Annotated in this window: 24 protein-coding genes; 17 read left to right on the forward strand and 7 right to left on the reverse strand. The window is 71.6% G+C overall.

The features are described 5' to 3' along the window. Positions 1-20 precede the first annotated feature (20 nt). Positions 21-722, forward strand: coding sequence for an HAD family hydrolase (locus tag BMY07_RS12470; protein WP_092777761.1), 702 nt, complete (start codon positions 21-23; stop codon positions 720-722). Between the two features lie 103 nt (positions 723-825). Continuing rightward, on the forward strand, positions 826-1338 hold the full coding sequence (locus tag BMY07_RS12475) for an RICIN domain-containing protein (protein ID WP_092777763.1): 513 nt from the start codon (positions 826-828) through the stop codon (positions 1336-1338). A 105-nt stretch (positions 1339-1443) separates the two neighbouring features. Here BMY07_RS12475 and BMY07_RS12480 read toward each other — a convergent pair whose 3' ends face one another. Then, positions 1444-2844, reverse strand: a complete 1401-nt coding sequence (locus tag BMY07_RS12480; protein WP_425426284.1) for an acyl-CoA synthetase — start codon at positions 2842-2844, stop codon at positions 1444-1446. A gap of 122 nt (positions 2845-2966) precedes the next feature. On the opposite strand from BMY07_RS12480, the gene BMY07_RS12485 reads away from it, so the two are divergent. The 4 genes from BMY07_RS12485 to tsaD are packed head-to-tail and all read left to right on the forward strand — an operon-like array spanning position 2967 to position 5777. After that, positions 2967-3590 (forward strand): hypothetical protein, encoded by a 624-nt coding sequence (locus BMY07_RS12485; RefSeq protein ID WP_092777767.1) that lies wholly within the window; start codon positions 2967-2969, stop codon positions 3588-3590. A gap of 35 nt (positions 3591-3625) precedes the next feature. Next, positions 3626-4264, forward strand: a complete 639-nt coding sequence (gene tsaB, locus BMY07_RS12490) for a tRNA (adenosine(37)-N6)-threonylcarbamoyltransferase complex dimerization subunit type 1 TsaB (protein ID WP_092778317.1) — start codon at positions 3626-3628, stop codon at positions 4262-4264. Continuing rightward, a complete protein-coding gene (gene rimI, locus BMY07_RS12495; RefSeq protein ID WP_092777769.1) occupies positions 4261-4737 on the forward strand; it encodes a ribosomal protein S18-alanine N-acetyltransferase in 477 nt (158 codons plus the stop codon). The genes tsaB and rimI overlap by 4 nt, the downstream gene beginning before the upstream one ends. Continuing rightward, a complete protein-coding gene (tsaD, locus tag BMY07_RS12500) occupies positions 4734-5777 on the forward strand; it encodes a tRNA (adenosine(37)-N6)-threonylcarbamoyltransferase complex transferase subunit TsaD (protein ID WP_092777771.1) in 1044 nt (347 codons plus the stop codon). Before rimI ends, tsaD begins: the two co-directional genes overlap by 4 nt. A 601-nt stretch (positions 5778-6378) precedes the next feature. Here tsaD and BMY07_RS12505 read toward each other — a convergent pair. Next, positions 6379-7908 carry an alkaline phosphatase D family protein gene (locus BMY07_RS12505; protein ID WP_092777773.1) on the reverse strand — a complete coding sequence of 510 codons (1530 nt, stop codon included), beginning with the start codon at positions 7906-7908 and terminating at the stop codon, positions 6379-6381. Positions 7909-8053: 145 nt separating this feature from the next. On the opposite strand from BMY07_RS12505, the gene BMY07_RS12510 reads away from it, so the two are divergent. Continuing rightward, entirely contained in the window at positions 8054-8944 is an 891-nt protein-coding gene (locus BMY07_RS12510; protein ID WP_092777775.1) for a patatin-like phospholipase family protein, read from the forward strand. Between the two features lie 12 nt (positions 8945-8956). Here the strand turns inward: BMY07_RS12510 and BMY07_RS12515 are convergent, their stop codons facing one another. Further along, positions 8957-9448 (reverse strand): GNAT family N-acetyltransferase, encoded by a 492-nt coding sequence (locus BMY07_RS12515; protein ID WP_245782341.1) that lies wholly within the window; start codon positions 9446-9448, stop codon positions 8957-8959. A 224-nt stretch (positions 9449-9672) separates the two neighbouring features. On the opposite strand from BMY07_RS12515, the gene groES reads away from it, so the two are divergent. Beyond that, positions 9673-9966 carry a co-chaperone GroES gene (gene groES / locus BMY07_RS12520; protein ID WP_026316263.1) on the forward strand — a complete coding sequence of 98 codons (294 nt, stop codon included), beginning with the start codon at positions 9673-9675 and terminating at the stop codon, positions 9964-9966. Between the two features lie 89 nt (positions 9967-10055). Beyond that, entirely contained in the window at positions 10056-11678 is a 1623-nt protein-coding gene (groL, locus tag BMY07_RS12525; RefSeq protein WP_092777777.1) for a chaperonin GroEL, read from the forward strand. Between the two features lie 66 nt (positions 11679-11744). On the opposite strand, the gene BMY07_RS12530 is transcribed toward groL, so the two are convergent. Further along, the gene (locus BMY07_RS12530) at positions 11745-12044 is read right to left on the reverse strand and encodes a WhiB family transcriptional regulator (protein ID WP_092777779.1); all 300 of its coding nucleotides are present in this window, start codon (positions 12042-12044) and stop codon (positions 11745-11747) included. A gap of 550 nt (positions 12045-12594) precedes the next feature. Here BMY07_RS12530 and BMY07_RS12535 point away from each other — a divergent pair. From BMY07_RS12535 to BMY07_RS33640, 4 genes are all read left to right on the forward strand, one after another. Beyond that, entirely contained in the window at positions 12595-13401 is an 807-nt protein-coding gene (locus tag BMY07_RS12535; RefSeq protein ID WP_245782342.1) for a hypothetical protein, read from the forward strand. 122 nt (positions 13402-13523) lie between these two features. Further along, on the forward strand, positions 13524-14120 hold the full coding sequence (locus BMY07_RS12540; protein ID WP_018682728.1) for a response regulator transcription factor: 597 nt from the start codon (positions 13524-13526) through the stop codon (positions 14118-14120). A gap of 286 nt (positions 14121-14406) precedes the next feature. After that, positions 14407-14979, forward strand: a complete 573-nt coding sequence (locus BMY07_RS12545; protein ID WP_092777783.1) for a sigma-70 family RNA polymerase sigma factor — start codon at positions 14407-14409, stop codon at positions 14977-14979. A 1-nt stretch (position 14980) separates the two neighbouring features. Beyond that, entirely contained in the window at positions 14981-16066 is a 1086-nt protein-coding gene (locus BMY07_RS33640; RefSeq protein ID WP_245782343.1) for an anti-sigma-D factor RsdA, read from the forward strand. 115 nt (positions 16067-16181) lie between these two features. On the opposite strand, the gene BMY07_RS12555 is transcribed toward BMY07_RS33640, so the two are convergent. Further along, positions 16182-16556 carry a DUF5319 domain-containing protein gene (locus BMY07_RS12555; RefSeq protein ID WP_092778321.1) on the reverse strand — a complete coding sequence of 125 codons (375 nt, stop codon included), beginning with the start codon at positions 16554-16556 and terminating at the stop codon, positions 16182-16184. 245 nt (positions 16557-16801) lie between these two features. On the opposite strand from BMY07_RS12555, the gene guaB reads away from it, so the two are divergent. The 4 genes from guaB to BMY07_RS12575 all read left to right on the forward strand — a co-directional run bounded on the left by guaB (position 16802) and on the right by BMY07_RS12575 (position 21776). Then, entirely contained in the window at positions 16802-18313 is a 1512-nt protein-coding gene (gene guaB, locus BMY07_RS12560; RefSeq protein WP_092777785.1) for an IMP dehydrogenase, read from the forward strand. 31 nt (positions 18314-18344) lie between these two features. Beyond that, positions 18345-19493: a GuaB3 family IMP dehydrogenase-related protein gene (locus tag BMY07_RS12565; protein ID WP_092777787.1), complete on the forward strand. Its 1149-nt coding sequence runs from the start codon at positions 18345-18347 to the stop codon at positions 19491-19493. Beyond that, the gene (locus BMY07_RS12570) at positions 19490-19990 is read left to right on the forward strand and encodes a GNAT family N-acetyltransferase (RefSeq protein WP_092777789.1); all 501 of its coding nucleotides are present in this window, start codon (positions 19490-19492) and stop codon (positions 19988-19990) included. The genes BMY07_RS12565 and BMY07_RS12570 overlap by 4 nt, the downstream gene beginning before the upstream one ends. A gap of 79 nt (positions 19991-20069) precedes the next feature. After that, the gene (locus tag BMY07_RS12575; RefSeq protein ID WP_092777791.1) at positions 20070-21776 is read left to right on the forward strand and encodes a GMC family oxidoreductase; all 1707 of its coding nucleotides are present in this window, start codon (positions 20070-20072) and stop codon (positions 21774-21776) included. Positions 21777-22275: 499 nt separating this feature from the next. Here the strand turns inward: BMY07_RS12575 and BMY07_RS12580 are convergent, their stop codons facing one another. Continuing rightward, positions 22276-23829 (reverse strand): FAD-dependent monooxygenase, encoded by a 1554-nt coding sequence (locus BMY07_RS12580; RefSeq protein WP_092777793.1) that lies wholly within the window; start codon positions 23827-23829, stop codon positions 22276-22278. After that, entirely contained in the window at positions 23826-24827 is a 1002-nt protein-coding gene (locus BMY07_RS12585) for an MBL fold metallo-hydrolase (protein WP_092778323.1), read from the reverse strand. The genes BMY07_RS12580 and BMY07_RS12585 overlap by 4 nt, the downstream gene beginning before the upstream one ends. Between the last annotated feature and the right edge of the window lie 172 nt (positions 24828-24999).

A 24999-nucleotide genomic window follows, 5' to 3' on the forward strand; every position in this document is an offset into this window, starting at 1 on the left:
GGGCTCGGGATGGGGGCCTCGTGCGTGCGGTGATCTTCGACTGGGGCGGCACGCTGACCCCGTGGGTGACCATGGACCACCTCGCCGCCTGGCGCGCGTACGCCGACGTGGTGCACCCGAACGACCAGGCCAGGGCCACCGCACTGGCGGCGGCCGTGCTGACCGCCGAGAACGCCGCGTGGACCCTGGTGCGGGAGCAGCACGTCGCGTTCACCCTGGCGCAGGTGCTCGACACCGCCGCCGCGCCCGCCGACGAGCGGGCACTGCGGGCGTTCCGCGACTACTGGGACCGCGCGACGTACACCGATCCCGAGGTGGCGCCGATGCTCACCGGGCTGCGGGACCGCGGGCTGCTCACCGGCGTGCTGTCGTCGACCGCGTGGCCCGCGGCGTGGCACGAGGAAGTCCTGCACCGCGACGGCGTGCTCGACCTGTTCCACGCGCGGGTCTGGAGCAGCGACCTCCAGTACACCAAGCCGCACCGCGCCGCGTTCGAGGCCGCGATGGCCGCCGTCGGCGTCGACGACCCGGCCGACTGCGTGTACGTCGGCGACCGCCCGTACGACGACATCAGCGGCGCCAAGGCGATCGGGATGCGCGCGGTGTTGATTCCGCACAGTGACATCCCGATCACGCAACAGGTACCGGTCGACGTCACCCCGGACGCCGTGGTGCAGCGGCTTTCGGAACTCCCCGCAGTCGTGGACCGCTGGTTGACCTGATCGGGGAGCCGAACAAGCCGACCGGGGGATCGGCCTGGCGGCGGCGCCGGGCCAGGGTTGGTGTCCGGACGGGACAGTCCTGTCCGGACTGGAGGTTTTGGCAATGACGGCACGAACCCTTGTCGCCGCGATCACCGGCGCCGTGGCGATCGTCCTCGCCAGCGCACTACCCGCCTCGGCGGACGTCGACGGCGCCTGGCACGAGCTACGCTCGAACAACAGCGACAAGTGCCTCGACGTGGCAGGCGCCAGCCTCGACGGCGGCGCCAACGTCATCCAGTGGACCTGTCACGGCGGCGACAACCAGAAATGGCAACTGGTCCTGGTGGAGTCCTATGACATCTACCAGGTCGTCTCAGCAGGCAGCGGGAAGTGCCTCGACGTCACCGGCGCCTCGACCGACAACGGCGCCCAGGTGATCCAGTGGGACTGCTCCGGCGACACCAACCAGCAGTGGCAGCTCATCCCCCGCACCGACAACGGCTACGAACTCCAGGCCGTCCACAGCTCCAAATGCCTGGACGTCACCGGCGCCTCCACTGAGGACGGTGCCAAGGTGATCCAGTGGGAGTGCTCCGGCAACGACAACCAGGCCTGGTCCATCACCAACGTCTAACCCCCACCCCGGCGCCTTGGGCCCAGCAGCACGCGACCCCGCCGCCAATCCCCCCAAGGCGCCGGCACCGGATGTCACACCCTGCGGCCGTTCGTCAGACCGCGCTCACCCCAGTGCGCGCTTGGTGACCTTGCCGAGTTCGTTGCGCGGCAAGGCGTCCAAGTAGTGCACCACCCGTGGTCGCTTGTGCGGGGACAGCAGTCGGGCGACGTGGTCGGACAGGGTCTGTTCCGAGGGGCGCTGCGGGCCCGTCACCACCCAGGCGACGATGCGTTCGCCGAGGTCGGCGTCGGGTTCGCCGGTTACCGCGGCTTCGACGACGTCCGGGTGTTCGAGCAGGGCGTTCTCGATCTCGCCAGCGCCGATCTTGTAGCCGCCGCTCTTGATCAGGTCGGTCGCACGCCTGCCGAGGATGCGGACGTGGCCGTCCTGGTCGCGGGTGGCGACGTCGCCGGTGCGGAACCAGGTGTCGCGGAAGGCGTCGGTAGTGGCCTCGGGGCGGTTCAGGTAGCCGAGGAACAGGTTCGGGCCGCGGACCTCGATCTCGCCGATCTCCCCGTCGGCGACGGGCACACCCGCCTCGTCCACCAACCGGACCTCGACCCCGTCGACCGCCGGTCCCACGCTGCCCGGACGCGGGTCGTCCGACCGGACCGCGCAGTTCATCAGCGTCTCGGTCATCCCGTACCGCTCGACCACCCGCTGCCCGGTCGCCGCGGTGATCCGGGCGTGGTCGACCGCGGGCAGACCAGCCGAACCCGACACCAGCAGCCGCGCCCGTGCCACGCCGCGCGCCACGGCCGGGTCGGTCTCGCAGTCGGCGGCCAGCCGGTGGTACATCGTCGGCACGCCGAACATCACCGTCGCCTCGCCGGACAGCGCGGCCGCGAGCGCCGAAGTGTCGAACCGGCCCAGGTGCCAGACCGTCCCGCCCCGGCGCAGCGGCCCCAGCACCCCCAGGACCAGGCCGTGCACGTGGAACAGCGGCAGCGCGTGCACCACCGTGTCCGCCGCGGTCCACTCCCACGCCACCGCCAGCGCGTCCAGGTTCGTCGCGATCGCCCGCCGCGGCAGCAGCACGCCCTTGGGCGGACCGGTCGTGCCCGAGGTGTAGACGATCACCGCGGCCGACTCCGGATCGGGCTCCGGCGGCACCGGGCCACCCCCGGGACCGGCGACGACCCGCGGCAGCCCGGCCAACGCGGGCGGCAGGTCGACGTCGGCCTCGGCGAGCACCAGGTCAGGGGAGCTGTCGGCGACGATGTGCGCCAGTTCGCGCTCCCCGGTCTTCGGGTTGATCGGCACAACCGGAACCCCAGCGGCCAGCGCACCCACCACGGCAACGCACGTGTGCGCGGTCGGCGTCGCCCACACAGCGACCCTCTTAGCGCCAGAGATCGCGGTAGCCGTACCAGCGGCGGCCGCGGCTAGATCTGCGTAAGTCAGCTCACCGGATTCGAAGCGCAACGCGGCACGGTCCGGACGATCAGCCAGAGTGGGCAGCAGCACCGGACCAACCCTAGTGTCGGGATCCGGTCGCAGCGGCGGTGAAGTTCGTCGCACACGGTTACACCGGGGTCGGTCAGCGCGATACCCGACCAGGTGGCCTCGGGTGTCGGGAGCGTCGGGTGTACTTCGGGAAGTTCTTCGCGCTGCTGGTGCGGCGGTGGCTGGTGATCGTGCCGCTGCTGCTGGTCACGCTGGTCGGCGCGGGGTACGCCTACGTCTCCACCCCGCTGGGCTACCAGTGGACCGGCACCGTCGTCATGCTCGCCCCCAAGGACGGCCGGATCGTGCGCCCGCCGAGCCAGCTGGAGCAGACCAACTCGCTGCTCGCCTTCGCGCCGACGCTCTCGACCATCACCATCATGCTCATCGAGGAGACCGCGGTCTCGGCGGGCAAGCTGGTCACCCAGCCCAAGGACGCCGTCGAGATCACCCGCGAGGGCCCGTTCATGACCGCCAAGGTCGAGGGCGCCACCATCGCCAGGGCCAAGGAGCTCGGCCAGCAGGCGTTCGACCTGATCCGCAAGTCACTCGACGACAAGCAGCGCTCACTGGGCGCCCCGCCGAGCACCTGGGTGACCGTCAGCGTCGTCAGCGCGCCGCAGGACCCGGAGAAGCTGCCCAAGGCGAAAATCACCAAGGTCGGCGGCATCCTGGCCGCGGGCGGGCTGCTGGCGCTGTTCTGCGCGGTCGCGGTCGAGAGCTTCGCGGAGAACCGGCGCAGGCGGCAGCAGCCGGTCACCTGACCGGGCGGCCGGGCGGCCTCGTACCCTTGTCGACCGTGCTGGTCCTCGCGGTCGACACCGCCACCCCCGCGGTCACCGCCGGAGTCGTCGAACTCACCGGCGGGACCCCCAGGCTGCTCGCGCAGCGGGTCACCGTCGACGCCCGCGCGCACGGCGAACTGCTCACCCCGCACCTGCGCGACGCCGTCGCCGAGTCAGGCCACACCCTGGCCGACCTCGACGCCGTGGTCTGCGGGGTCGGGCCCGGCCCGTTCACCGGCCTGCGCGCGGGCATGGTCACCGCCGCCGCCCTCGGGCACGCGCTGGACAGGCCGGTGTTCCCGGTGTGCTCGCTCGACGCCATCGCCGCCGAGGTGCGCGGCGAGCCGCTGCTCGTGGTCACCGACGCCCGGCGCAAGGAGCTCTACTGGGCTACCTACGCGGCCGACGGCACCCGGACGACCGGACCGGGCGTCGACAAGCCGGTCGACATCCCCCTCGGGGGTGTCACCCGGATCGCGGGCACCCGGATCGTCGACCTCGGCGCGCCGATCACCGGACCCGAGTACCCGAGCCCGGTCGGCCTGGTCCTCGCCGCCGACCTCGACGGCGAACCGGGCCCGCTCACCCCGCTCTACCTGCGCAGGCCGGACGCGGTCGAGCCGGGCGCCCGCAAACGGGTGAGCCCGGGATGACCGAGACGATCCGGATCGAGCCGCTGCGCCGCGTCGACCTGCGCCGCTGCGCCGAACTGGAGCGCGCCCTGTTCCCGAACGACGACCCGTGGAGCGAGTCCGCGTTCGCCTCCGAGCTCGACTGGGGCCACTTCTACCTCGGCGCGCACGCCGGTGAGCTGCTCGTCGGCTACGGCGGCCTGTCCCTGGCCGGTGCGCCGGGGGACATGGAGGCCAGCGTGCACAACATCGGCGTCGACCCGGTCTGGCAGGGCAGGGGCATCGGCAGGGCACTGCTGCGCGGACTGCTCGACCGGGCCGACGACGAACGCGCGCAGGTGTTCCTCGAGGTCCGCACGGACAACGCCGCCGCCATCGCGCTCTACGAGGCCCACGGCTTCGCCACCATCGGCCTGCGCCGCCGCTACTACCAACCCTCCGGGGCCGACGCCTTCACCATGGTCCGGCCCGCACGGGTGGAGGACACCACGTGACGATCATCCTGGGCATCGAGAGCTCCTGCGACGAGACCGGCGTCGGCATCGTCCGGCTCGGCGCGGACGGCTCGGTCGAGCTGCTGGCCGACGAGGTCGCCTCCAGCGTCGAGCAGCACGCGCGCTTCGGCGGGGTGGTGCCGGAGGTGGCCAGCCGGGCGCACCTGGAGGCGATGGTCCCCACCATGCGCCGGGCGTTCGACGTCGCCGGGCTCCGGCTGTCCGATGTGGACGCCATCGCGGTGACCTGCGGGCCGGGTCTGGCCGGGGCGCTGCTGGTGGGGGTGTCGGCGGCCAAGGCGTACGCGCTGTCGCTGGGGGTGCCGCTGTACGGGGTCAACCACCTGGCCGGGCACGTCGCGGCGGACACCCTGGAGCACGGCGCGCTGCCGTCGCCGTCGCTGGCCTTGCTGGTCTCCGGCGGCCACAGCCAACTGCTGCGCGTGGACGACGTCGCGAGCCGGATCACCGAGATCGGCTCCACCATCGACGACGCCGCGGGCGAGGCCTACGACAAGGTCGCCCGCGTCCTCGACCTCCCGTACCCCGGCGGCCCCCCGATCGACAAGGCCGCCCAGCGCGGCAACCCCCGCGCCATCGCCTTCCCCCGAGGCCTCACCGGCCCCCGCGACGCCCGCCACGACTTCTCGTTCTCCGGCCTCAAGACCTCGGTCGCCCGCTGGGTCGAAGCCCAGGAGCGCGCGGGCGCGGCCATCCCGGTGGACGACGTCGCCGCCTCCTTCCAGGAAGCCGTGGCCGACGTCCTCACCGCCAAAGCCGTCCGCGCCGCCACCGACCTGGACATCACCACCCTGATCATCTCCGGCGGCGTGGCAGCCAACTCCCGCCTCAAGCAGCTGGCCGCCGAACGCTGCGCCGCCGCCGGAATCACCCTCCGCGTCCCCCGCCCCCGCCTCTGCACCGACAACGGCGCCATGATCGCCGCCCTAGGCGCCCACCTAGTAGCCACCGGCGTCACACCGTCGTCCTTGGACCTCACCACGGACCCAGCCCTACCGGTCTCCGTGATCTCGGTCTAACCCACACCCCGTCCAATCCAGACAGACCCACCTCGGCTCCCGCACCACGCAAACCAGGCCCTCGACCTCGCTTACCCCCGCGAGCCCTCTCACACTCCGCGCGCCTCTAGCCCCCACCAAACCCTCCGCGCCGCGCGAATCCCTTACCCCCTGCCGAACCCTCACACCCCGCGAGCCCTCTAACCCCACCTCGCCCCGCCCCGCTGCTTCGCGCGCGTCCGCGAGGACCTCCGCCCAGCCGATTTGCGTGCGCCCGCGAGGACCCCCGCCCCAGCTGCTTCGCGCGTGCGCCCGCGGGGACCCCTGCCCAGCCCCCACCCACTCCGGGGGGCGTCCCAGTGCCAGTCTATCGGCGCCCCCCGACAGTCGATCTTGAAAAGCGCCGCTGAAGATCCACATGTGGATAACTTCTGTCCCTGAACCGGGTGAACATCCAGGCCGCCCAACGGATACATCGCCAGCTCAAGGCCGCCATCCCGCCGCAGCGAACCCGCCACGCACCCAAACCGCTCCGCCGGCGATCAACAAACCGCAGCGAACCAGGCCAAATGTCCACAAAGGACCGGGGTGGCCCCGGCAAGGGGGCCACCCCGAAAGAACCTCAAGCCTGGTGCAAAGTGCGCCCCCGGTCCTCAACCACAAAGCTCGCCGCCGTGGTAGCAGCACCGCCTGCGGTCCGCACGTAAGGCAGCACCCGGAAGTCAGCCCGGAGTTCCCGTGCCGTGAACCGAGTCCGCACGTACCCCCGCCGGTTCTTGTAGAACTTCAGGTGCGGGTTCTCCGCAAGAACACCGGCGTTCGTGTCATCGCCCCCATCCCCGGTCGAGGTGATGGAAGTAGTCACCAGCTCCACCGCAACGTTGCGGGAGTCGGCCCGGTCGAAGCTCTCCTTCACGTCTCCGGCCCAGTGCCGGTGCACATCGCCCGTCAACACGACACCGTTGCGCGCGGTGCCCAGACCGGCGGCAACCTTGTCGCGGCTGGCCTTGTAGCCGTCCCAGGCGTCCATGCTGAAGCCCTGCTTCTCGCCCGCCGTGAGGTCGCGCTGGGCGAAGAAGACCTGCTGGCCCAGCACGTCCCAGCGGGCCCGGGAGCCGCGCAGGCCGTCGAGGAGCCACTTCTCCTGCTCCACACCCGTGATGGTGCGGGCGGTGTCCAGGCGGTCGGCGCAGTCGACCTTGGTGCCGTCGCCGCAGGCCTGGTCGGAGCGGTACTGGCGGGTGTCGAGCATGTGGAAGTTGGCCAGCGCGCCCCAGCGGACCCGGCGGAACAGCTGCATGTCCTGGCCGCGCGGGCGGGCGGTGCGGCGCAGCGGCATGTTCTCGTAGTACGCCTGGAAAGCGGCGGCGCGGCGGGCCGGGAAGTCCGGGTCCGGGGCCTCGGGGACCTCGTCGGCCCAGTTGTTCTCCACCTCGTGGTCGTCGAACACGACCAGCCACGGTGCGACCTGGTGGGCCAGTTGCAGGTCGGGGTCGGACTTGTACTGCGCGTGCCGCAGCCGGTAGTCGGCCAGGGTGCGCGTCTCCGGGCCCGCGACCGCGCGGACGTCGGCCGGTTTGGCCGCGTACTCGTACTGGTAGTCGCCCAGGTGCAGCACGAGGTCGGGCTGGTCCTCGGCGAGGCGGCGGTACGCGGTGAAGAAGCCCTCGCCGTAGTGCGAGCAGGACGCGAAGCACATGGTCAGCGCGCCGGACAGCGAGTGCGGGGCTGGGGCGGTGCGGGTGCGGCCGACCTCGGACACGTGGTCCTGCACCCGGAAGCGGTAGAAGTACTCGGCGCCGGGGCGCAGGCCCGCCAGTTCGACGTGGACGCTGTGCGCGGTCTCGGGCCGGGCCCACTCGACGCCGGTGCGCACGACGTGCCGGAAGCGCTCGTCGGTCGCGACCTGCCAGAGCACCGGGAACGTCCGGCCCGGCATGGCGCCGAGGCCGTCGAGCGCGAGCGGGTCCTGGGCGAGGCGGGTCCACAGGACGACGCCGTCCGCGGACGGGTCACCGGAGGCGACGCCGAGGGTGAACGGGTCGGTGAGGCCGCGGTTCGGGGTGGCCAGCGCGGGCGCGCCGGTGCCGACAGCGGCGATGCCGACCGCCGCGGCGCCGCCGAGCAGCACGGACCTGCGGGTGGTGTTCATGGTGGTGGGGACCTCCCGGTTCGGGGTATGCCGGTGAGCCACCCTGCTCCGCGTCGGTTTCCCGCGACCCACTTCCGGATGAGACCTGGGTGATGACCCGGCGTACCCCGGCTGACATGCCGCCGACTGGGCTAACGTCGTCCGCGTGCACCCCGTGATCTCGCTGCTGCGCTCCCGCATGGCCTCCGGCAGCCGCGCCGACGGCCGCAAACTCGCCCTCGCCGTCGAGGGCGGTGGCAGCCGGGGCGCCTACTCCGGCGGGATGGTCGCGGGCCTCGACGACCTGGGGTTCGCCAACTGCTTCGACGCGGTCTACGGCGCGTCGGCCGGTGCGCTCAACGGCGCGTGGCTGCTCGGCGGGCAGGCGCAGATCGGCACCATCGGCTGGTCCGACCCGGCGATCATGCGCCGCGTCACCAACCCGTGGCGGCTGCGGCGGGTCGTCGACACCGAGCACCTGGTGCAGGTCGTCTACGAGGCGGTCCCGATGGACTTCGCGGCGATCCTGGCCAACCCCACCACGTTCCACCCGCTGGCCACCGACACCGCGACCGGTGAGGCCGTCGACCTGCACCCGCACCTGACCGACCAGCGCTCGCTCCAGTTGGCGTTACGCGCGTCGACGGGCCTACCGGTGCTGTCCGGCCGCCCGGTCACCCTGGCAGGCCGCCGCTGGATCGACGCGGGTCTCGCCGAGGCGATCCCGTTCCGCACCGCGATCGCGGACGGCGCGACCGACGTCCTGGTCCTGCGCACCCGCCCCGATGGCTGGTCCGCGACCCCGCCGTCCCGCGTCGAGACCGCCGTCGTCTCCCGCTACCTCCGCCGCGTGGCCCCCGGGGCCGTCTCCGGTTGGCACACCCGCCACAGCCGCCAACTCACCGACGACACCGAGCTGTCGACCCACCCGTCGATCCTGCAGATCCGACCACCCGCCACCGCCCCCGAGGTCCCCCGCCTGACCCGCGACACCCTTCTCCTCCGCCGCGCGGTCCGCCTCGGCCGCGAAGCAGCACTGACAGCGCTGAGCGCTTAGAGAAATCGGCGCCTAGAGGTCGCGACGCATGCAGACGCGGGTGGTTGGGTCTAGGCCGAGGGTGGCCTCGTGGTCGACGACAGCTTGAAGGGCTGGAGTTGGCTCTACCGTGCGGAAACCGATTCGTTCGTAGTAGGGCGCGTTCCAGGGCACGTCGCGGAAAGTGGTTAGTGTCAACGCTTCGAGGTTGTGTTGGCGGGCCCAGGATTCAAGGTGGTCCACCAACGCCCGTCCCAGACCGCGTCCCCGCACCACCGGATCCACGCTGACCTGGGCGATGTGCGCGCACCCGCCCACGATCTCGGCCAGCAGGTATCCGACAACCTGCCCCCGGTACTCCCCGACCCAGGCCCGCCCGGCGTCGGCGAACCCCGCCAACTCCACCACCGTCGGCGGCTCGTCCTGGGCGATCTCCGGCATCTCGACCTCGCGGAACGCCGCACCTGCCAGCACCTCGATCTCCCGGAGCCGCTCGAAGTCCGCCGAGGTCGCCTGTCTGATCACCCCTGAGCCTTATCACGATCCGGGCTGGTCAGGCCACGTTCCCATGTCACACGTGGGGGTCGTTGCAGGCTTAGCAGTCGCATGGGTAGAGTGCTAGATGCACGGCGCCAGTACCGCCCCGGCACCCGCGACGGCGGGGTGGCAGGAGCCGTGGGCGCGGCACCCAGGGGGAGTCGCGCTCTTGTACCTGCCAACGCTTTCGACGACCCGTGGAGGTCACAGCGGTGAGCGTGAACATCAAGCCGCTCGAGGACAAGATCGTCGTCCAGGCGAGCGAGGCCGAGGCGACTACCGCCTCGGGCCTGGTCATCCCGGACACCGCCAAGGAGAAGCCCCAGGAGGGCAAGGTCCTGGCTGTCGGCCCGGGCCGCATCGACGACAAGGGCAACCGCGTCCCGGTGGACGTGGCTGTCGGCGACGTCGTCATCTACTCCAAGTACGGCGGCACCGAGGTCAAGTACAACGGCGAGGAGTACCTGATCCTCTCCGCCCGCGACGTGCTGGCTGTCATCAACTGACACCCCGGCTGACCAGCGCCCCGGCGGCCCCGTTCGGGGTTACCGGGGCGTTCGGCGTCTCCAGCGCCGCCATCAACGAGAGGTAGGCAATGCCCAAGCAGATCGCCTTCGACGAGGACGCTCGTCGGGCACTCGAGCGTGGCGTGAACAAGCTCGCCGACGCGGTCAAGGTCACCCTTGGCCCGCGCGGGCGTCACGTCGTGCTCGCCAAGAAGTTCGGCGGACCGACGGTCACCAACGACGGTGTGACCATCGCCCGCGAGATCGACCTCGAGGACCCCTTCGAGAACCTCGGCGCCCAGCTCGCCAAGAACGTCGCCACCAAGACCAACGACGTCGCCGGTGACGGCACCACCACCGCGACCGTGCTGGCCCAGGCCCTGGTCCGGGTCGGCCTGCGCAACGTCGCCGCGGGCGCCAACCCGACCGCGATCGGCAAGGGCATCCAGGCCGCCGCCGACGCCGTGGTCGAGTCGCTCAAGGCCAAGGCCACCCCGGTCAAGGGCCGCGACAACATCGCCCAGGTCGGCACCGTCGCCTCCCGCGACGCCTCGATCGGCGCGCTGCTCGGCGAGGCCATCGAGAAGGTCGGCGAGGACGGTGTGATCACCGTGGAGGAGTCCTCCACGCTGGCCACCGAGCTCGTCATCACCGAGGGCGTCCAGTTCGACAAGGGCTACGTCTCGGCCCACTTCGCCACCGACCTGGAGGCGCAGGAGGCCGTGCTGGAGGACACCTACGTCCTGCTGCACCGCGAGAAGATCTCCGCGCTCGCCGACCTGCTGCCGCTGCTGGAGAAGGTCGCGCAGAGCGGACGCTCCGTCCTGATCGTGGCCGAGGACGTCGACGGCGAGGCGCTGTCCACCCTGGTGGTCAACGCCCTGCGCAAGACGATCAAGGCCGTCGCGGTGAAGGCGCCGTTCTTCGGTGACCGCCGCAAGGCGTTCCTCGACGACCTCGCGGTCGTCACCGGCGGCGAGGTGATCTCCGCGGAGATCGGCGTCAAGCTGTCCGAGGCGACCCTGGAGCAGCTGGGCACCGCCCGCCGCGTCGTGATCACCAAGGACGACACCACGCTGATCGACGGCGGTGGCGAGAAGTCCGCCGTCGCCGGGCGCGCCGAGCAGCTGCGCAAGGAGATCGAGGCGTCCGACTCCGACTGGGACCGCGAGAAGCTGCAGGAGCGGCTGGCCAAGCTCTCCGGTGGCGTCGCGGTCATCAAGGTCGGCGCCGCGACCGAGACCGAGCTCTCCGAGCGCAAGCACCGCATCGAGGACGCGGTCGCCGCGACCAAGGCCGCGGTCGAGGAGGGCATCGTCCCCGGTGGCGGTTCCGCGCTGGTGCAGGTCGCCACGGAGCTCGAGGGCAACCTCGGCCTCACCGGCGACGAGGCGACCGGTGTCGCGATCGTCCGCGAGGCGCTCAGCGCGCCGCTGTTCTGGATCGCCGCGAACGGCGGCCAGGAGGGCGCGGTCGTGGTGAACAAGGTCCGCGAGCTGCCCTGGGGCCAGGGCTTCAACGCCGCCAAGCTGGTCTACGGCGACCTGCTCGCCGACGGCGTCGTCGACCCGGTGAAGGTCACCCGCTCCGCGGTCGCCAACGCCGCGTCCATCGCGCGCATGGTGCTCACCACCGAGAGCGCGGTCGTGGAGAAGAAGGACGACGAGCCCGCCGCCGGTGGCCACGGGCACGGTCACGGCCACGGGCACTGATCCGCGGGGGTGTGAAACGCGAAGGACCCGGTCGGCTTGTCGACCGGGTCCTTCGGCTTTCCCGCGCTACTTGGCCACGGCCAGCGTGCGCTTCTCCGTCTTGATGATCGCCTCGCGCTCGGACTCCGAGAGCCCGCCCCAGATCCCGTACGGCTCGTGCACCGCGAGCGCGTGGCTGCGGCACAGCGACAGCACCGGGCACGCCTGGCAGATGGCCTTCGCCTTGGCCTCCCGCCGGGCCCGCGCCGGACCGCGCTCGCCGTCGGGGTGGAAGAAGAACGCGCTGTCCATGCCCCGGCAGGAACCGTCGAGCTGCCAATCCCACACGTCGGCGTTCGGACCGGGGAGCCTGCGCGTGTCCGCCATGGTGGCCGCCTCCTGACGAGTGGACTTGCGGAGTCACTACTCCATTTGGTGCAGCGGCTTAGACGTTAGAAGCGCGTTGTCGGTTTGTTCAAGGGTGATCGACTCATCGGATACGCGATTCAGCCGATCGGATTCACCCAGTCGACGCAGCGTGGTCAACTCGTCCGGTTGCCGGACCTCCCGTGTCACCCGACGATGGGCCGGTGGTGGCCGACTTCTCCGCTGACGACGCCCGCTGTTCCACCGAGCGTGGTCGGTTGCCGCCCGCGAGCCGCCCGCTTGGTGACAGCGGTGTAACGACGACGCCGCTCGCGAGCGAGAAGGATCCCCTCGAACCGCGCCGCCCCGACGGCCGCCCGCGCCGATCCGCCCGCGGCGGCGCTGGTCCGGACGGCCGCACCGCGCCGCGCCGTCTCGCCGCGGGCCGGACGGGTGCAGCAGGATCAGCCGGGTGAGTGACCACGATCGTGAGCCCGCCTGGGCGGCCGCCTTCGGTTCGGAACCGGGCGAACACCCACCGAGAGTGGGTGTTTCCGGTCGCGCCGGGTGGTTGGCAGCAGTCACTCTCGGTGGTCAGGGCCGCTACGCCGCGGCCGCCGCGCTGCTCTGGCCGGTGATCTCCGGGACCGACCCGGTCCTGGCCGCGCTGGCCGCCACGACCCTCGCCGCGCACCGCAGGCAGCTCGGTGGCCACGCCGCCGCCAGGGAGCTCGACGCGCTCGGTTTGCGTCGCCTCACCGAGGCGGGGTCGATCACCGGGAAACGATCACCACAAGATCAGCGGGAAGCCGCGGCGGCGGACGGCACCGACGCGGCGGCCGCCCGTTCCGACGCCCTGCTCGGCCTCGCCGCCGACGCGATCGGGCTCGGCAGGCTCGGCGAGGCGCGGGCGCTGCTCGGAATCGAGTCCGCCTCGGGCGATGGCGGGTGGCGGGCCGCGATCAAACGCGGCTGGGTGGCCGCGGAGGTCGAGTTGGCCGCGGGGCACCCGGCCGCCGCCGAGGCCCCCGCACGGGTCGCCTGGGCCGCCGCGCGGAGATCACCCGCGGTCCGCCTGCGGGCCAAGTCGGACCTCGTGCTCGGGGTGGTCCTGGCCGGGGTCGGTGATCGCGGGGAGGCGGTGCGGGCGATCACCGGCTGCCTGGAGGTGTCGATCACCCACGGGTTGGTCCCGCTGCGTTGGCCCAGCCGCATCGTGCTCGCCGACCTGGAACCCGAACGGGCTTCGCGACACCGATCGGCGGCGGGCATCGACCTTGACTGTGTGTTACGACACGCCGACCCGGTCGGCCGCGCGTTGGCCGCGGCCTCGCCATGGGTCCCGACCTCGGGTTTTGACCTTGGTCCGAACAGGTGACATCGGCAGTCCGGTCTTCCGGTGGATTGGTTGACAGATTTACCACCGAATCGTGTCAAGGTTCGGGCGCCGGCGTCCGATAGGGGTTATGGAACGTCACTCGGCTGCAGGAAGGAGTCCCCGTGACGACGGTCTTGATCTGCGACGACCGCCGCAGCGTTCGGGAGGGCTTGACCCGTGTCATGTCTGCTGTGCCAGGGGTCAGTCGCATCGACTGCGTAGCGCACGGTGACGAGCTGCTCGCCCGCTTCTCCCGGCAGCCCGTGGACGTCGTCCTCGTCGGCACCCAGCGCGCGGTGCCCACCGGCGTGGAGGCCACGCGGCGGTTGGTCTCGGCCAACCCCCAGGCGAACGTCATCGTGTTCGGCGCGCCGGATGACGCGGGCAGCATCGCCGCCGCCATCGCCGGTGGCGCGCGCGGTTACCTCCGTTGGGACGCCTCGCGCCCCGAACTGGTGGCCGCGCTCGCCCACACGCTGGCGAGCACCTCGGTACCGGCACCGCGCCAGCCGTCCGACCCGGGCGTGCAGCTCACCGACCGCGAGCTGCAGGTGCTGCGCGGCATGAGCCAGGGCAAGAGCAACGGACAGATCGGCCGCGAGCTGTACCTGTCCGAAGACACCGTGAAGACCCACGCGCGGCGGCTGTTCCGCAAGCTCGGCGTGCGTGACCGTGCTCAGGCGGTGGCCCATGGGTTCCGGCGCGGCCTGGTCTCCTAACCGCACCAGCGTCGGCGAACAGCCGTGCGTGCCCGAAGCGCACCGGGCCCGCACGGCTGTTCGTGTGTGCTCACTCAGCCGACCGGTGAGCACTTGCACAGTCGGCTGCACTTGCACGAGCGGCTACTGTGTCGCGTGCCACCGCACGTCCCGCCGACCCCACCGGCCGCCGCCGCGGCAGTGGGCCCACCGGTCAGGGCGGTACGGTGGACCCCGTGTCGGGCAACGGCTGCGATTCGGTGTCCTTCAGATGACCGCACTCGTAACACCAGGGCTGCATTCTGCGATGACCACATTGGGGGACGGACTGGACGCGTCGGTGAGCGCTGCCGTCGAGGGTGATCCTCGCGCGGTGGAGCGGGTGCTGGCGTCCGTTCGGCCCCTGGTGGTGCGGTATTGCCGCGCCCGTGTCGGCAGGCAGGAACGCTCGTTCGCCTCGGCGGACGACGTGGCGCAGGAGGTGTGTCTCGCGGTGTTGACGGCCCTGCCCGGCTACCGCGACCAAGGCCGCCCGTTCCTGGCCTTCGTCTACGGCATCGCCGCGCACAAGGTCGCCGACGCGCACCGCGCGGCAGCGCGTAACCGATCAGAGCCGGTCGCCGACGTACCTGACGAACCGGAGACCGAGGCAGGGCCGGAGCAGCGGCTGATGCAGGGGGAGCTGTCGCGCCGGATGAGCGAACTGCTGGCGGTCCTACCGGACAAGCAACGCGAGATCGTCGTGCTGCGGGTCGTGGTGGGGCTCTCGGCGGAGGAGACAGCCGAGGCGGTGGGATCCACGCCCGGTGCGGTTCGGGTGGCCCAACACCGGGCACTTGCCAGGTTGCGCAAGACTTTGTCGGCGGAGGAGGTGGCCTGAAGTGCCCGACCAGAGCGATCGCGACGAGCGCGGCGTGGACGACCAGTCGTCCGCCGCCCGGGGTGACCACACGAATGTGACCCCGGTCTCGTTCGATTCCGACCTGCGGCTGGGTTCCTTCGTCGGCAGGCTCGACGACCTGGACCTCGACCGGGCCGAGTACGCCGACCTGGCCGACGACGCCGTCGACCTCTCCCGGGTGCACGCCGACGACGCGTTCCTCGACGCGCTCGGCGCCGCCGTGCGCGGTGAGCGGCTCGACGTCGACCCGCTGGACCCCTCGGTGTTCGACACCGACCTGCCTGCCGACTTCCGCGACGACGAACTGGCCGCGCTGCTCAGCTCCTGGCGCGACGAGGTCGACTCGGCCCCGATCGGCGAGCTGGTCGACACCAAGCTCGCGGTGGCGACCGTGGTCGCCGCGAAGGCCCGCAGGCGGCGCAGACCCAGGCTCCTGGTGCCGTTCGCCGCCGCCGCCGCGGTGCTGGCCATCGCCTTCACCGGCGCCGGTCTCGCCGCCCGCGACGCCCAGCCGGGCGACACCCTGTGGAGCCTCACCAAGGTCCTCTACGCCGACCACGCCCGCTCCGTCGAGGCGGCCGCGTCGGTGCGCCAAGACCTCGACATCGCCCAGACCGCCCTCGCCGAGGGCAAGGTCGCCGAGGCGAAGTCCAAGCTGGAGGACGCCAAGAAGGGGCTGCCGTCGGTCGCCAGCGAGGACGGTGCCGCCGAACTGGCCGCCACCCACGCCGACCTGCTCTCCCAGCTGCCCGGCATCCCCGCCAACGGCGTCCAGCCGCCGCCGTCGGCCACCCCGACGATGCTGCCGCCGGTGACCACGACCGTGCCGAGCACCACGACCACGGTCGTCCCGGTGCCGCCGGTGACGACCGCGCCGAGCTCGCCCCCGGTGACCACCACCGAACCGCCGACGCCGTCGTCCACCTCGCAGCCGACGTCGGAGACCACCGCGCCGGAGACCGGCGCGCCCAGGCTGATCGACCCGCCTGCGGGACCGCCGCAGTCCGGCACGGGTACCCAGTCCGGTCCGCTCTCCGCCCCGGTCGCGGTCGACTCGGCGCCCTGACGCTCCAACAGCCCGGAAAGACACCCCAGTAGCCCCGAAAAGGCCCCGTAGGACGTTCCTACGGGGCCTTCTCGGTGTCTCGGGGATCCTAGGGGCTGTCTCGGTGGTCTAGCGGCTAGAGGGCGTTCTCGCTCGCGGTGACGCCATCGGCGTAGCCGCGGCAGTACTCCCAGCTGACGTAACTGGCCGGGTCCGGGTCGAACGCGGGCTCGTGCGGGCGCATCTTGCCGTCGTTGAGCAGCTGTTCCAGGCTCGCCGCCAGCAGCGCCCAGTCGTGGTAGTGCGGCTCCTGGCACTCGCCGCAGTCGACCACGATGCCGCGCACCCCGCGCGGCTCCAGCAGCGCCTGGTACACCGCCAGGTCGGACAGGTCGGCGAGCAGCTCCTCGCGCTCCTGCTCGCTCATCGGCGGGGTGGTCTCGTCGTCGCCATCGTCGTCGAGCGCCTTGGCCGGGTCGTCCGGGTCACCGGCGAACGGGTCGGGCGGCAGCGCGCCGCGGTGGCCCCCGGTCGACCTGTCGTCCCACGGTCCACCGGCGGACGGGCTGGGCGGAATCGCGTCATGCGGCACGACCACGCACGGTACCGGGCGGGGCCAGCGGGGTGCCCGGATACCATGGGGGAACCGGGCCACCTGCGCACCACGTGGGCTCACGGCGCGGCAGCAGGCCACCCCCGAAACCCCCGGCTCGGCCACCGGGACCGCCAGCCGTGCAGGAAGGTCCGCCACCCACCATGACCAGCGAGCTCAACGCTGACGGGGTCCCGCCCAAGTTCGCCACCCTCGGCCTCACCTTCGACGACGTTCTGCTCCAGCCCGCCCAGTCGGATGTGATCCCGAGCACTGTCGACACCTCGACCCGGATCTCGCGCAACGTCACGCTGCGCATCCCGCTCGCGTCGGCCGCCATGGACACCGTCACCGAGGCCAGGATGGCCATCGCGATGGCCCGCCAGGGCGGGATCGGCATCCTGCAGCGCAACCTGTCCATCGAGGAGCAGGCGCGGCAGGCCGAGACGGTGAAGCGCTCCGAGGCGGGGATGGTCACCGACCCGGTCACCTGCTCGCCCGGCGACACCCTCGCCGAGGTCGACGCCATGTGCGCGCGCTACCGCATCTCGGGGCTGCCGGTCACCGACGCCGAGGGCACCCTGGTGGGGATCATCACCAACCGGGACATGCGCTTCGAGGTCGACCACACCCGGCTGGTCAGCGAGGTCATGACCAAGGGACCGCTGGTCACCGCCCAGGTCGGCGTCTCGGCCGACGCCGCGCTCGGGCTGCTGCGCCGCCACAAGGTGGAGAAGCTGCCGATCATCGACGGCGACGGCAAGCTGCGCGGCCTGATCACGGTCAAGGACTTCGTCAAGACCGAGCAGTACCCCAACGCCACCAAGGACCCGGACGGTCGGCTCATCTGCGGCGCGGCGGTCGGCGTCGGCGACGACGGCTACAAGCGCGCGATGACCCTGTTCGAGGCCGGGGTGGACGTGCTGATGGTCGACACTGCGCACGGCCACGGCCGGGCCGTCATCGACATCGTCACCCGGCTCAAGAAGGAACTCGGCGACGCGGTCGACGTCGTCGGCGGCAACGTGGCCACCCGCGCGGGGGCGCAGGCGATGGTCGACGCGGGCGCCGACGGGGTCAAGGTCGGCGTCGGCCCCGGCTCCATCTGCACCACCCGGGTGGTCGCGGGCGTCGGCGTGCCGCAGATCACCGCGATCTACGAGGCCTCCCTCGCCGCCGCCGCCGCGGGCGTGCCGGTGATCGGCGACGGCGGCATCCAGTACTCCGGCGACATCGCCAAGGCCATCGCGGCCGGGGCCGGCGCCGTCATGCTCGGCAGCCTGCTCGCGGGCACCGCCGAGGCCCCGGGCGAGCTGATCCTGGTCAACGGCAAGCAGTTCAAGAGCTACCGCGGCATGGGCTCGCTCGGCGCGATGCGCTCGCGCGGCGAGGCCAAGTCGTACTCGAAGGACCGCTACGCCCAGGACGACGTGCTCTCCGACGACAAGCTGGTGCCCGAGGGCATCGAGGGCCGGGTGCCCTACCGGGGCCCGCTGTCGCAGGTCGTCTTCCAGCTCGTCGGCGGCCTGCGCGCGGGCATGGGCTTCACCGGCTCGCGCACCATCGCCGAACTCCAGCAGGCGCAGCTCATCAGGATCACGGCGGCCGGGCTCAAGGAGAGCCACCCGCACGACATCACGATGACCGTCGAGGCGCCCAACTACACCACCCGCTGAACCCGGTTCAGCGCTCGGAAAGGACACCCCCGTGCGGGATCTTGTCGACATCGGCATGGGCCGGACCGCCCGGCGCGCCTTCGGGCTCGACGAGGTGGAGATCGTGCCGTCGCGGCGCACCCGCTCGTCCAAGGACGTCGCCACCACCTGGCAGATCGATGCCTACCGGTTCGACATCCCGCTGATCACCCACCCGACCGACGCGATCGTCTCGCCTGCCACCGCGGTGGCGGTCGGCGAGCTCGGCGGGCTCGGTGTGATCAACGCCGAGGGCCTGTGGGCGCGCCACGCCGACGTCGCGGACAAGCTGTTCGCGCTGGTCAGCGCGGCCGAGAAGGGCGATGACCCCGGTCTGCTGGTGGCCGAGCTGCAGCGGCTGCACGCGGCGCCGATCCAGGTCGAGCTGATCGCCGAGGCGATCCGGCCGGTCCGCGAGTCCGGGGTGACGGTCGCGGCGCGGGTCAGCCCGCAGCGCGCCGCCGAGCTGACCCCGCACCTGCTGGCCGCCGGCGTGGAGATCCTGGTCGTGCAGGGCACGATCGTCTCCGCCGAGCACGTGGCCCGCGACTCCGACGACGACGGCGAGCCGCTGAACCTCAAGCGCTTCATCGCCGACCTGGACGTGCCGGTCATCGCGGGCGGTGTGCACGACTACCGCACCGCGATGCACCTCATGCGCACCGGCGCCGCGGGCGTGATCGTGGGCTACGGGCACTGCGAAGGCATCACCACCACCGACAGCGCGCTCGGGATCGGGACCCCGATGGCGACGGCGATCGTTGACGCTGCCGCCGCCCGGCGGGACTACCTGGACGAGACCGGCGGCCGGTACGTGCACGTCATCGCTGATGGTGACGTGCACGCGAGCGGTGACATCGCCAAGTCCATCGCCTGCGGCGCGGACGCGGTCATGCTCGGCGCGCCGCTCGCGCTGGCCGCCGAGGCGCCGGGGCAGGGGCTCTACTGGACCTCCGCCGCCGCGCACCCGTCGCTGCCGCGCAGCCGGGTGCTGCCGGTCGCCGAGGACGTCGAGGTGGACCTCAAGACCCTGCTGTTCGGCCCGTCCACCGACGCCGACGGCCTGGTCAACCTGTTCGGCGCGCTGCGCAGGTCGATGGCGAAGACCGGGTACTCCGACCTCAAGGAGTTCCAGAAGGTCGGCTTGACGGTCCGGGCATGAGGCGGCTGCTGGCCTCGGGCGGCGGGTTCGGGTTGGCCGAGCCCGCCGAGGGCGAGGTGGAGCGGCTGAGGGCGGAGTCCGATGGCGCGTTCGACGTCGACCAGGACCCGCGGCCGACGTCGCGGCCGATCGACCTGGACCGCGCGGTGGTCATCGACCTGGCCACCGGCGAGCTGCTCGGCGACGTGAGCTGGCACCTGGTGTCGTACGGGCCGACGCGCGCGTGCTCGGCGTGGAACATGGGGATCGGGCTGCTGCCCTCGGCGCGGGGCCGGGGCGCGGGCGTCGCGGCGCTGCGGCTGCTGGTCGGGCACCTGTTCGCGACGACCGACCTGGACCGGCTGGAGGCCTCGACCGACGCGTCGAACGTGCCTGCCCAGCGGGCGCTGGCCGGGGCCGGGCTGCTGCGCGAGGGCGTCGCGCGCGGTGCGCAGCTGCGCGGCGGCGAACGCAGGGACATGGTGCTCTACGGCGTCCTGCGGACCGACGTCGCCTGACGAGGTGTGTTACCGGCGGTCACAGAAAACTTGGGCCTGGCTCTAGCCGGGCGCCCGGGACTGGGCCTAGCCTGGCGCCATGGGCGCGCAACTCGCCGGTAACTTGCCGGACTACGACGTCGTGGTGGTGGGTTCGGGCTTCGGCGGCAGCGTCGCCGCGCTCCGGCTGACCGAGAAGGGCTACCGGGTCGCGGTGGTCGAGGCAGGCCGCCGCTTCGCCGACGACGAGTTCGCCAAGACGTCGTGGGACGTGCGCAACTACCTGTGGGCGCCGCAGTTGGGGTGCTACGGCATCCAACGCATCCACCTGCTCAAGGACGTCCTGGTGCTAGCGGGCGCGGGCGTCGGCGGCGGGTCCTTGGTCTACGCGAACACCCTGTACCGGCCGTTGAAGCCGTTCTACCAAGACCGGCAGTGGGCGCACATCACCGACTGGGAAGCGGAACTCGCGCCGCACTACGACCAGGCGACGCGCATGTTGGGTGTAGTCACGAACCCCACCGTGACGCCATCGGACGAGGTGATGCAGAAGGTGGCCGCCGACATGGGGGTCGCCGACAGCTATCACCCGACGCCGGTGGGGGTGTACTTCGGTTCTCCGGGTAAGACCGTTGAGGACCCGTTCTTCGGCGGTGAAGGCCCCACGCGCGTGGGATGCACCGAGTGCGGCTCGTGCATGACCGGCTGCCGGGTCGGGGCTAAGAACACGCTGGTGAAGAACTACCTGTACCTGGCGGAGAAGAACGGCGCGCAGGTCATTCCCCTGACGACGGTTACCGCTGTCCGTCCCGGCCGGGACGGGGGATTCGAGTTGGAGCTGCGCAAGACCGGGCGGCGGTCACGGGAGTTCCGCACGACGATCACAGCCGGGCAGGTTGTGCTGGCCGCGGGCACTTGGGGCACGCAGAACCTCTTGCACTCGATGCGCGATTCCGGTGCCCTACCGCGACTCTCGCCTCGGCTGGGTGAGCTGACGCGGACGAACTCGGAGTCGATCGTCGGCGCCGGACGCACCACAGTGGACCCGCGGCACGACTACAGCCGGGGCGTCGCGATCACGTCGTCGTTCCACCCCGACGAGAACACCCACATCGAGCCGGTGCGCTACGGCAAGGGCAGCAACGCCATGAGCCTGCTGCAAACCCTGGCGACCGACGGTTCGCTGCCGGTGCCGCGCTACCGCCAAGCCCTCCGCTTCGCACTGCGCCACCCGATCCAGACCGCGCGGCTGCTGCAGGGCTACCGGTGGAGCGAGCGGACGGTGATCCTGCTGGTGATGCAGAGCCTCGACAACTCCATCACCACCTACACCCGCCCCGGCCTGTTCGGCCGCCGCAAGTACACCTCCCGCCAGGGCCACGGCGAACCCAACCCGTCGTTCATCCCCGCTGGCTACGAGGCCAACCAGCTCACCGCCAAGCACATCGGCGGCATGCCCGGCGGCACCTGGGGCGACCTGGCCAACATCCCCCTCACCGCCCACTTCATCGGCGGCTGCCCCATCGGCACCACCCCCGAGGACGGCGTCCTCGACCCCTACCACCGAGTCCACAACTACCCCGGCCTCTCCGTGGTCGACGGCTCCGCCATCACCGCCAACCTCGGCGTGAACCCCTCCCTCACCATCACCGCCCAGGCAGAACGCGCCTTCTCCCTCTGGCCCAACAACGGCACCGCAGACCCGCGCCCACCCCAAGGCACTCCTTACCGCCCCATCCCCCCAACCGCCCCCACCCACCCCGCAGTTCCCCCCACAGCCCCCGCCGCCCTACGCCCATCCCCCTAACCGCGATCAGTCGACCGCGCACCCTTTCCCTCTTGCGCCTTGAGCCGACACCGTTGGCCCCACGCGCCCGCCAAGGTCGTTTGCCCAAGCCCGTCCTCATGATCGTTGGCCCCACGCGCCCCTCTACACGTTGGCCCTAGCGCGCCCCTCTCAGTCGTTGGTCCCCACGTGCCCCTCTCGGTCGTTGGCCTCAACGTGCCCCTATGCAACGTTGGCCGACAAGCGCCCCTCTACGACGTTGGCCCGAAACCGCTCCTCGGATCCGCTGGTGCCAGGCCGGCTCGATGGGGTGGACTTGTTTTGTGTGGGGTGGCGGCGTCCGTAAGCTCGCTGCGCGGGGGAGGGCCGTCTCTTCAGGCCCCGCCTTTGTGCTCTTCCCAGGAGGTCGCAGGGGCCCCGCGCAAACAAGTTCGCCCCATCGAGCACAGCTCAAAACTCGCGCCCCCTCGCAATGCCGAAGGCGAGCCGACCCCCGCGATGGCGCAGCCGAGCAGCCCCCTCACACCTTCTCGACCACCCACCCAGCCGCTCGTCGGATGGCGTCGTGCGGTGACTCGTCAGTCAGCACCGCCGCAATGAACCCATCCGGCCGCACCACCACCGCCCCACCCGCCGGAATCTCCAGCGCAGTCTGGCCGACGGGTAAGACAACAACCTCCACCCCATAAGCCGGATCCGCAGGATCCAACACCTCCGCCGGTTCCACCTCCTCCGCCACCAACACCGTGAACCGCACCCCCAGGTGATCCCGCAACCGACTCCCATCCGGAAACGGAAAGTCCGGGCACAGCACCCCGGGCAACGGCGGCCGCACAACCCCAGCCTCCCGCGGGAACCGAGCGATCTCCTCCTCCGATGCCCGGGTCGTCAGCGGCGACTCCAGGTACCAGAACGGCTCGGACAACTTGCCGGAGTCGATCTGAGCGCGGGCGGCCGGGTCGGTGATGCTGCGTTCCAGGATGTCGCGGCGGCGGGTCCACTCGTCCTCGTCGGCGGGGCACAGGAAGCGCATGGTGGTGCTGGTGACCCGCAGGTTCTCCTCGGTGGCCGGGCCGCGCTCGAGGTCGTAGCTGTCGAGCAGGGTCGGGCCGCCCCAGCCGCGCCGGGTGGCGGCGATCTTCCAGGCGGCGTTCTCCACGTCGGCCAGGCCGGAGTTCATGCCGCGCGCGCCGAACGGGCTCATGATGTGCGCCGAGTCGCCTGCCAGCAGGACCCGGCCGAGCCGCATCCGCGGCACCCGGCGCTGGTGGAAGCGGTAGAGCGAGGCCCAGACCAGCTCGTAGTCGATGTCGCCGATGACGGTGCGGATGCGCTTGTCGAGGTCGCCGTTGCCCTGCTCGGCGGCCAGGTCGTACTCGTCGGGCACCTGCCAGTCGATGCGCCACACCGAGTCCGGCTGCGGGTGCAGCAGGGCCTGGCGGCCGGGGTTCCACTCCGGGTCGAAGTAGAACCGGCGCTCGGGCACCGGGAAGTCGAACTCGGCCCGGATGTCGGTGATCAGGAACTTGTCGCCGAACGAGTGCCCCTCGAACGGGATGCCGAGCAGCTTGCGGATCGTGGACCGGTTGCCGTCCGCGGCGATGCAGTGCGTGCCGCGCAGTTCGTACTCACCGTCTGGACCCTCCACTTGCAGGGTCACGCCGTGGTCGTCCTGGCTGATGGCGACGGCCCTGGTGCTGTACCGCAGGTCGATCAGCGGCTCGGCCAGCACGCGCCGCTCCAGCACGTGCTCGATGCTGTTCTGCGGTGTGTTCACGAACGGCGGGAAGTGCCCCGGCGCGGGCTCGGGCAGCTCCATCGAGAACACCTCGTGGTCCCGGTAGAAGATCCGCCCCGAGTACCAGGTGACGCCCAGGCCGACGACGTCGTGGCCTGCGCCGACCCGCTCCAGCACGTCGAGCACGTCGCGCTGCACGCAGATAGCGCGGCTGCCCTCCAGCAGCCGCCCGGGCAGGGCGTCGACCACCACGCTCGGCACCCCGTGCCTGGCCAGCACCAGGGCCCCGGTCATGCCGACCGGGCCCGCCCCCACCACCAGGACCGGCTCGGTCACCGCCCGGCCTCCTGCTGTCCGTCCTTGTCGTCGCCGTCCTCCTGGAGCGCGGCCCAGACCTCGCGGTCGCGCTCGGCGGTCCAGATGACCGGCCAGTCGGTGCCGTCGAGCTCGTCCCAGTACCGCTGCACGTCGAAGGGCAGGCAGTGCTCGAAGATCGGCCACCGGCCGTACTCCGGCTCCAGCGCGGCGTGCGTGGCGCGGAACGCCTCGGCCACCGTGCCGCCCCTGCCGTGCACCTCGCCGACCAGGCGGCGCAGCTCGTCGAGGAAGTGGCGGCTCTGCGCGATGGCCGCGGCCACCTCGTCCTTACCCCGCGCGACCGCGCCCCGGCCGCCGACGAGCACCTCGGCGTCGAAGCTCGCCACGGTGTCCAAAGTGGAGGTCGCCCAGTCGTCGTGGAAGGCGTCGCCGGTGTAGAGCGCGGCCCTGGCCTCGACCAGGTCACCGGCGAAGAGGATCTTGTGCTTGGGCAGCCAGGCGACGATGTCGCCCGCGGTGTGCCCACGGCCGCAGTAGGCGAGCACCAGGTCGCCCCGGTCGCCGCCGAGCGGGATGACCAGCCGGTCGGTGAAGGTCAGCGTCGGCCAGGTCAGGCCGGGAACGCTGTCGGGCTCCTCGAACAGCCGCGGCATCCGGCCGAACTCGCTGGCCCAGTCCGCCTCGCCGCGCTCGGCGATCAGCGTCCTGGTGGTCTCGTGGGTGACGATCTCCTGGGCGTCGAACGCGCTCGCGCCGAGCACCCGGACCGCGTGGTAGTGGCTGAGCACCAGGTAGCGCACGGGCTTGCCGGTGCGCTCCCGCAGCTGGTCGAGCCAGCGGCGCGCGGCGACCGGGGTGGCCCTCGCCTCGAAGCAGACCAGGAAGTCCTCGCCCTCGATGGCGCCGACGTTCGGGTCGCCCTCCGCGGTCAGCGCGTAGACGCCGTCCGCCAGCTCGGTGAAGGTCTCGACTTTGCGCTCGAGGTCGGCGCTGGATGCGAATGCCTTTGTCACGATCGCCACCCTGCCACCGGGCGGCGCCCGGGTACAGGGGCTGCGGTGACCTGTGGACAAGTCGGGTGGTTGTGCGTGCCTGGTCTGGACCAGCGTGGATCACAATGCGGCTCCGGGGCTGGGTTTCGCCGCGGGCCCAGTGTCTACTGGGAACAGGTCGTGCCTGGTAGAGCTA

The organism is Actinokineospora terrae (assembly GCF_900111175.1).
GTDB lineage: Bacteria > Actinomycetota > Actinomycetes > Mycobacteriales > Pseudonocardiaceae > Actinokineospora > Actinokineospora terrae.

Excerpts from the sequence above, each read along its gene's own strand:
- BMY07_RS12570 (WP_092777789.1), top strand. The coding sequence starts at position 19,490 with ATGAGGCGGCTGCTGGCCTCGGGCGGCGGGTTCGGGTTGGCCGAGCCC.
- groL (WP_092777777.1), top strand. The coding sequence starts at position 10,056 with ATGCCCAAGCAGATCGCCTTCGACGAGGACGCTCGTCGGGCACTCGAG.
- guaB (WP_092777785.1), top strand. The coding sequence starts at position 16,802 with ATGACCAGCGAGCTCAACGCTGACGGGGTCCCGCCCAAGTTCGCCACC.
- BMY07_RS12475 (WP_092777763.1), top strand. The coding sequence starts at position 826 with ATGACGGCACGAACCCTTGTCGCCGCGATCACCGGCGCCGTGGCGATC.
- BMY07_RS12545 (WP_092777783.1), top strand. The coding sequence starts at position 14,407 with ATGACCACATTGGGGGACGGACTGGACGCGTCGGTGAGCGCTGCCGTC.
- rimI (WP_092777769.1), top strand. The coding sequence starts at position 4,261 with ATGACCGAGACGATCCGGATCGAGCCGCTGCGCCGCGTCGACCTGCGC.
- BMY07_RS12530 (WP_092777779.1), bottom strand. The coding sequence starts at position 12,044 with ATGGCGGACACGCGCAGGCTCCCCGGTCCGAACGCCGACGTGTGGGAT.
- BMY07_RS12505 (WP_092777773.1), bottom strand. The coding sequence starts at position 7,908 with ATGAACACCACCCGCAGGTCCGTGCTGCTCGGCGGCGCCGCGGCGGTC.
- BMY07_RS12575 (WP_092777791.1), top strand. The coding sequence starts at position 20,070 with ATGGGCGCGCAACTCGCCGGTAACTTGCCGGACTACGACGTCGTGGTG.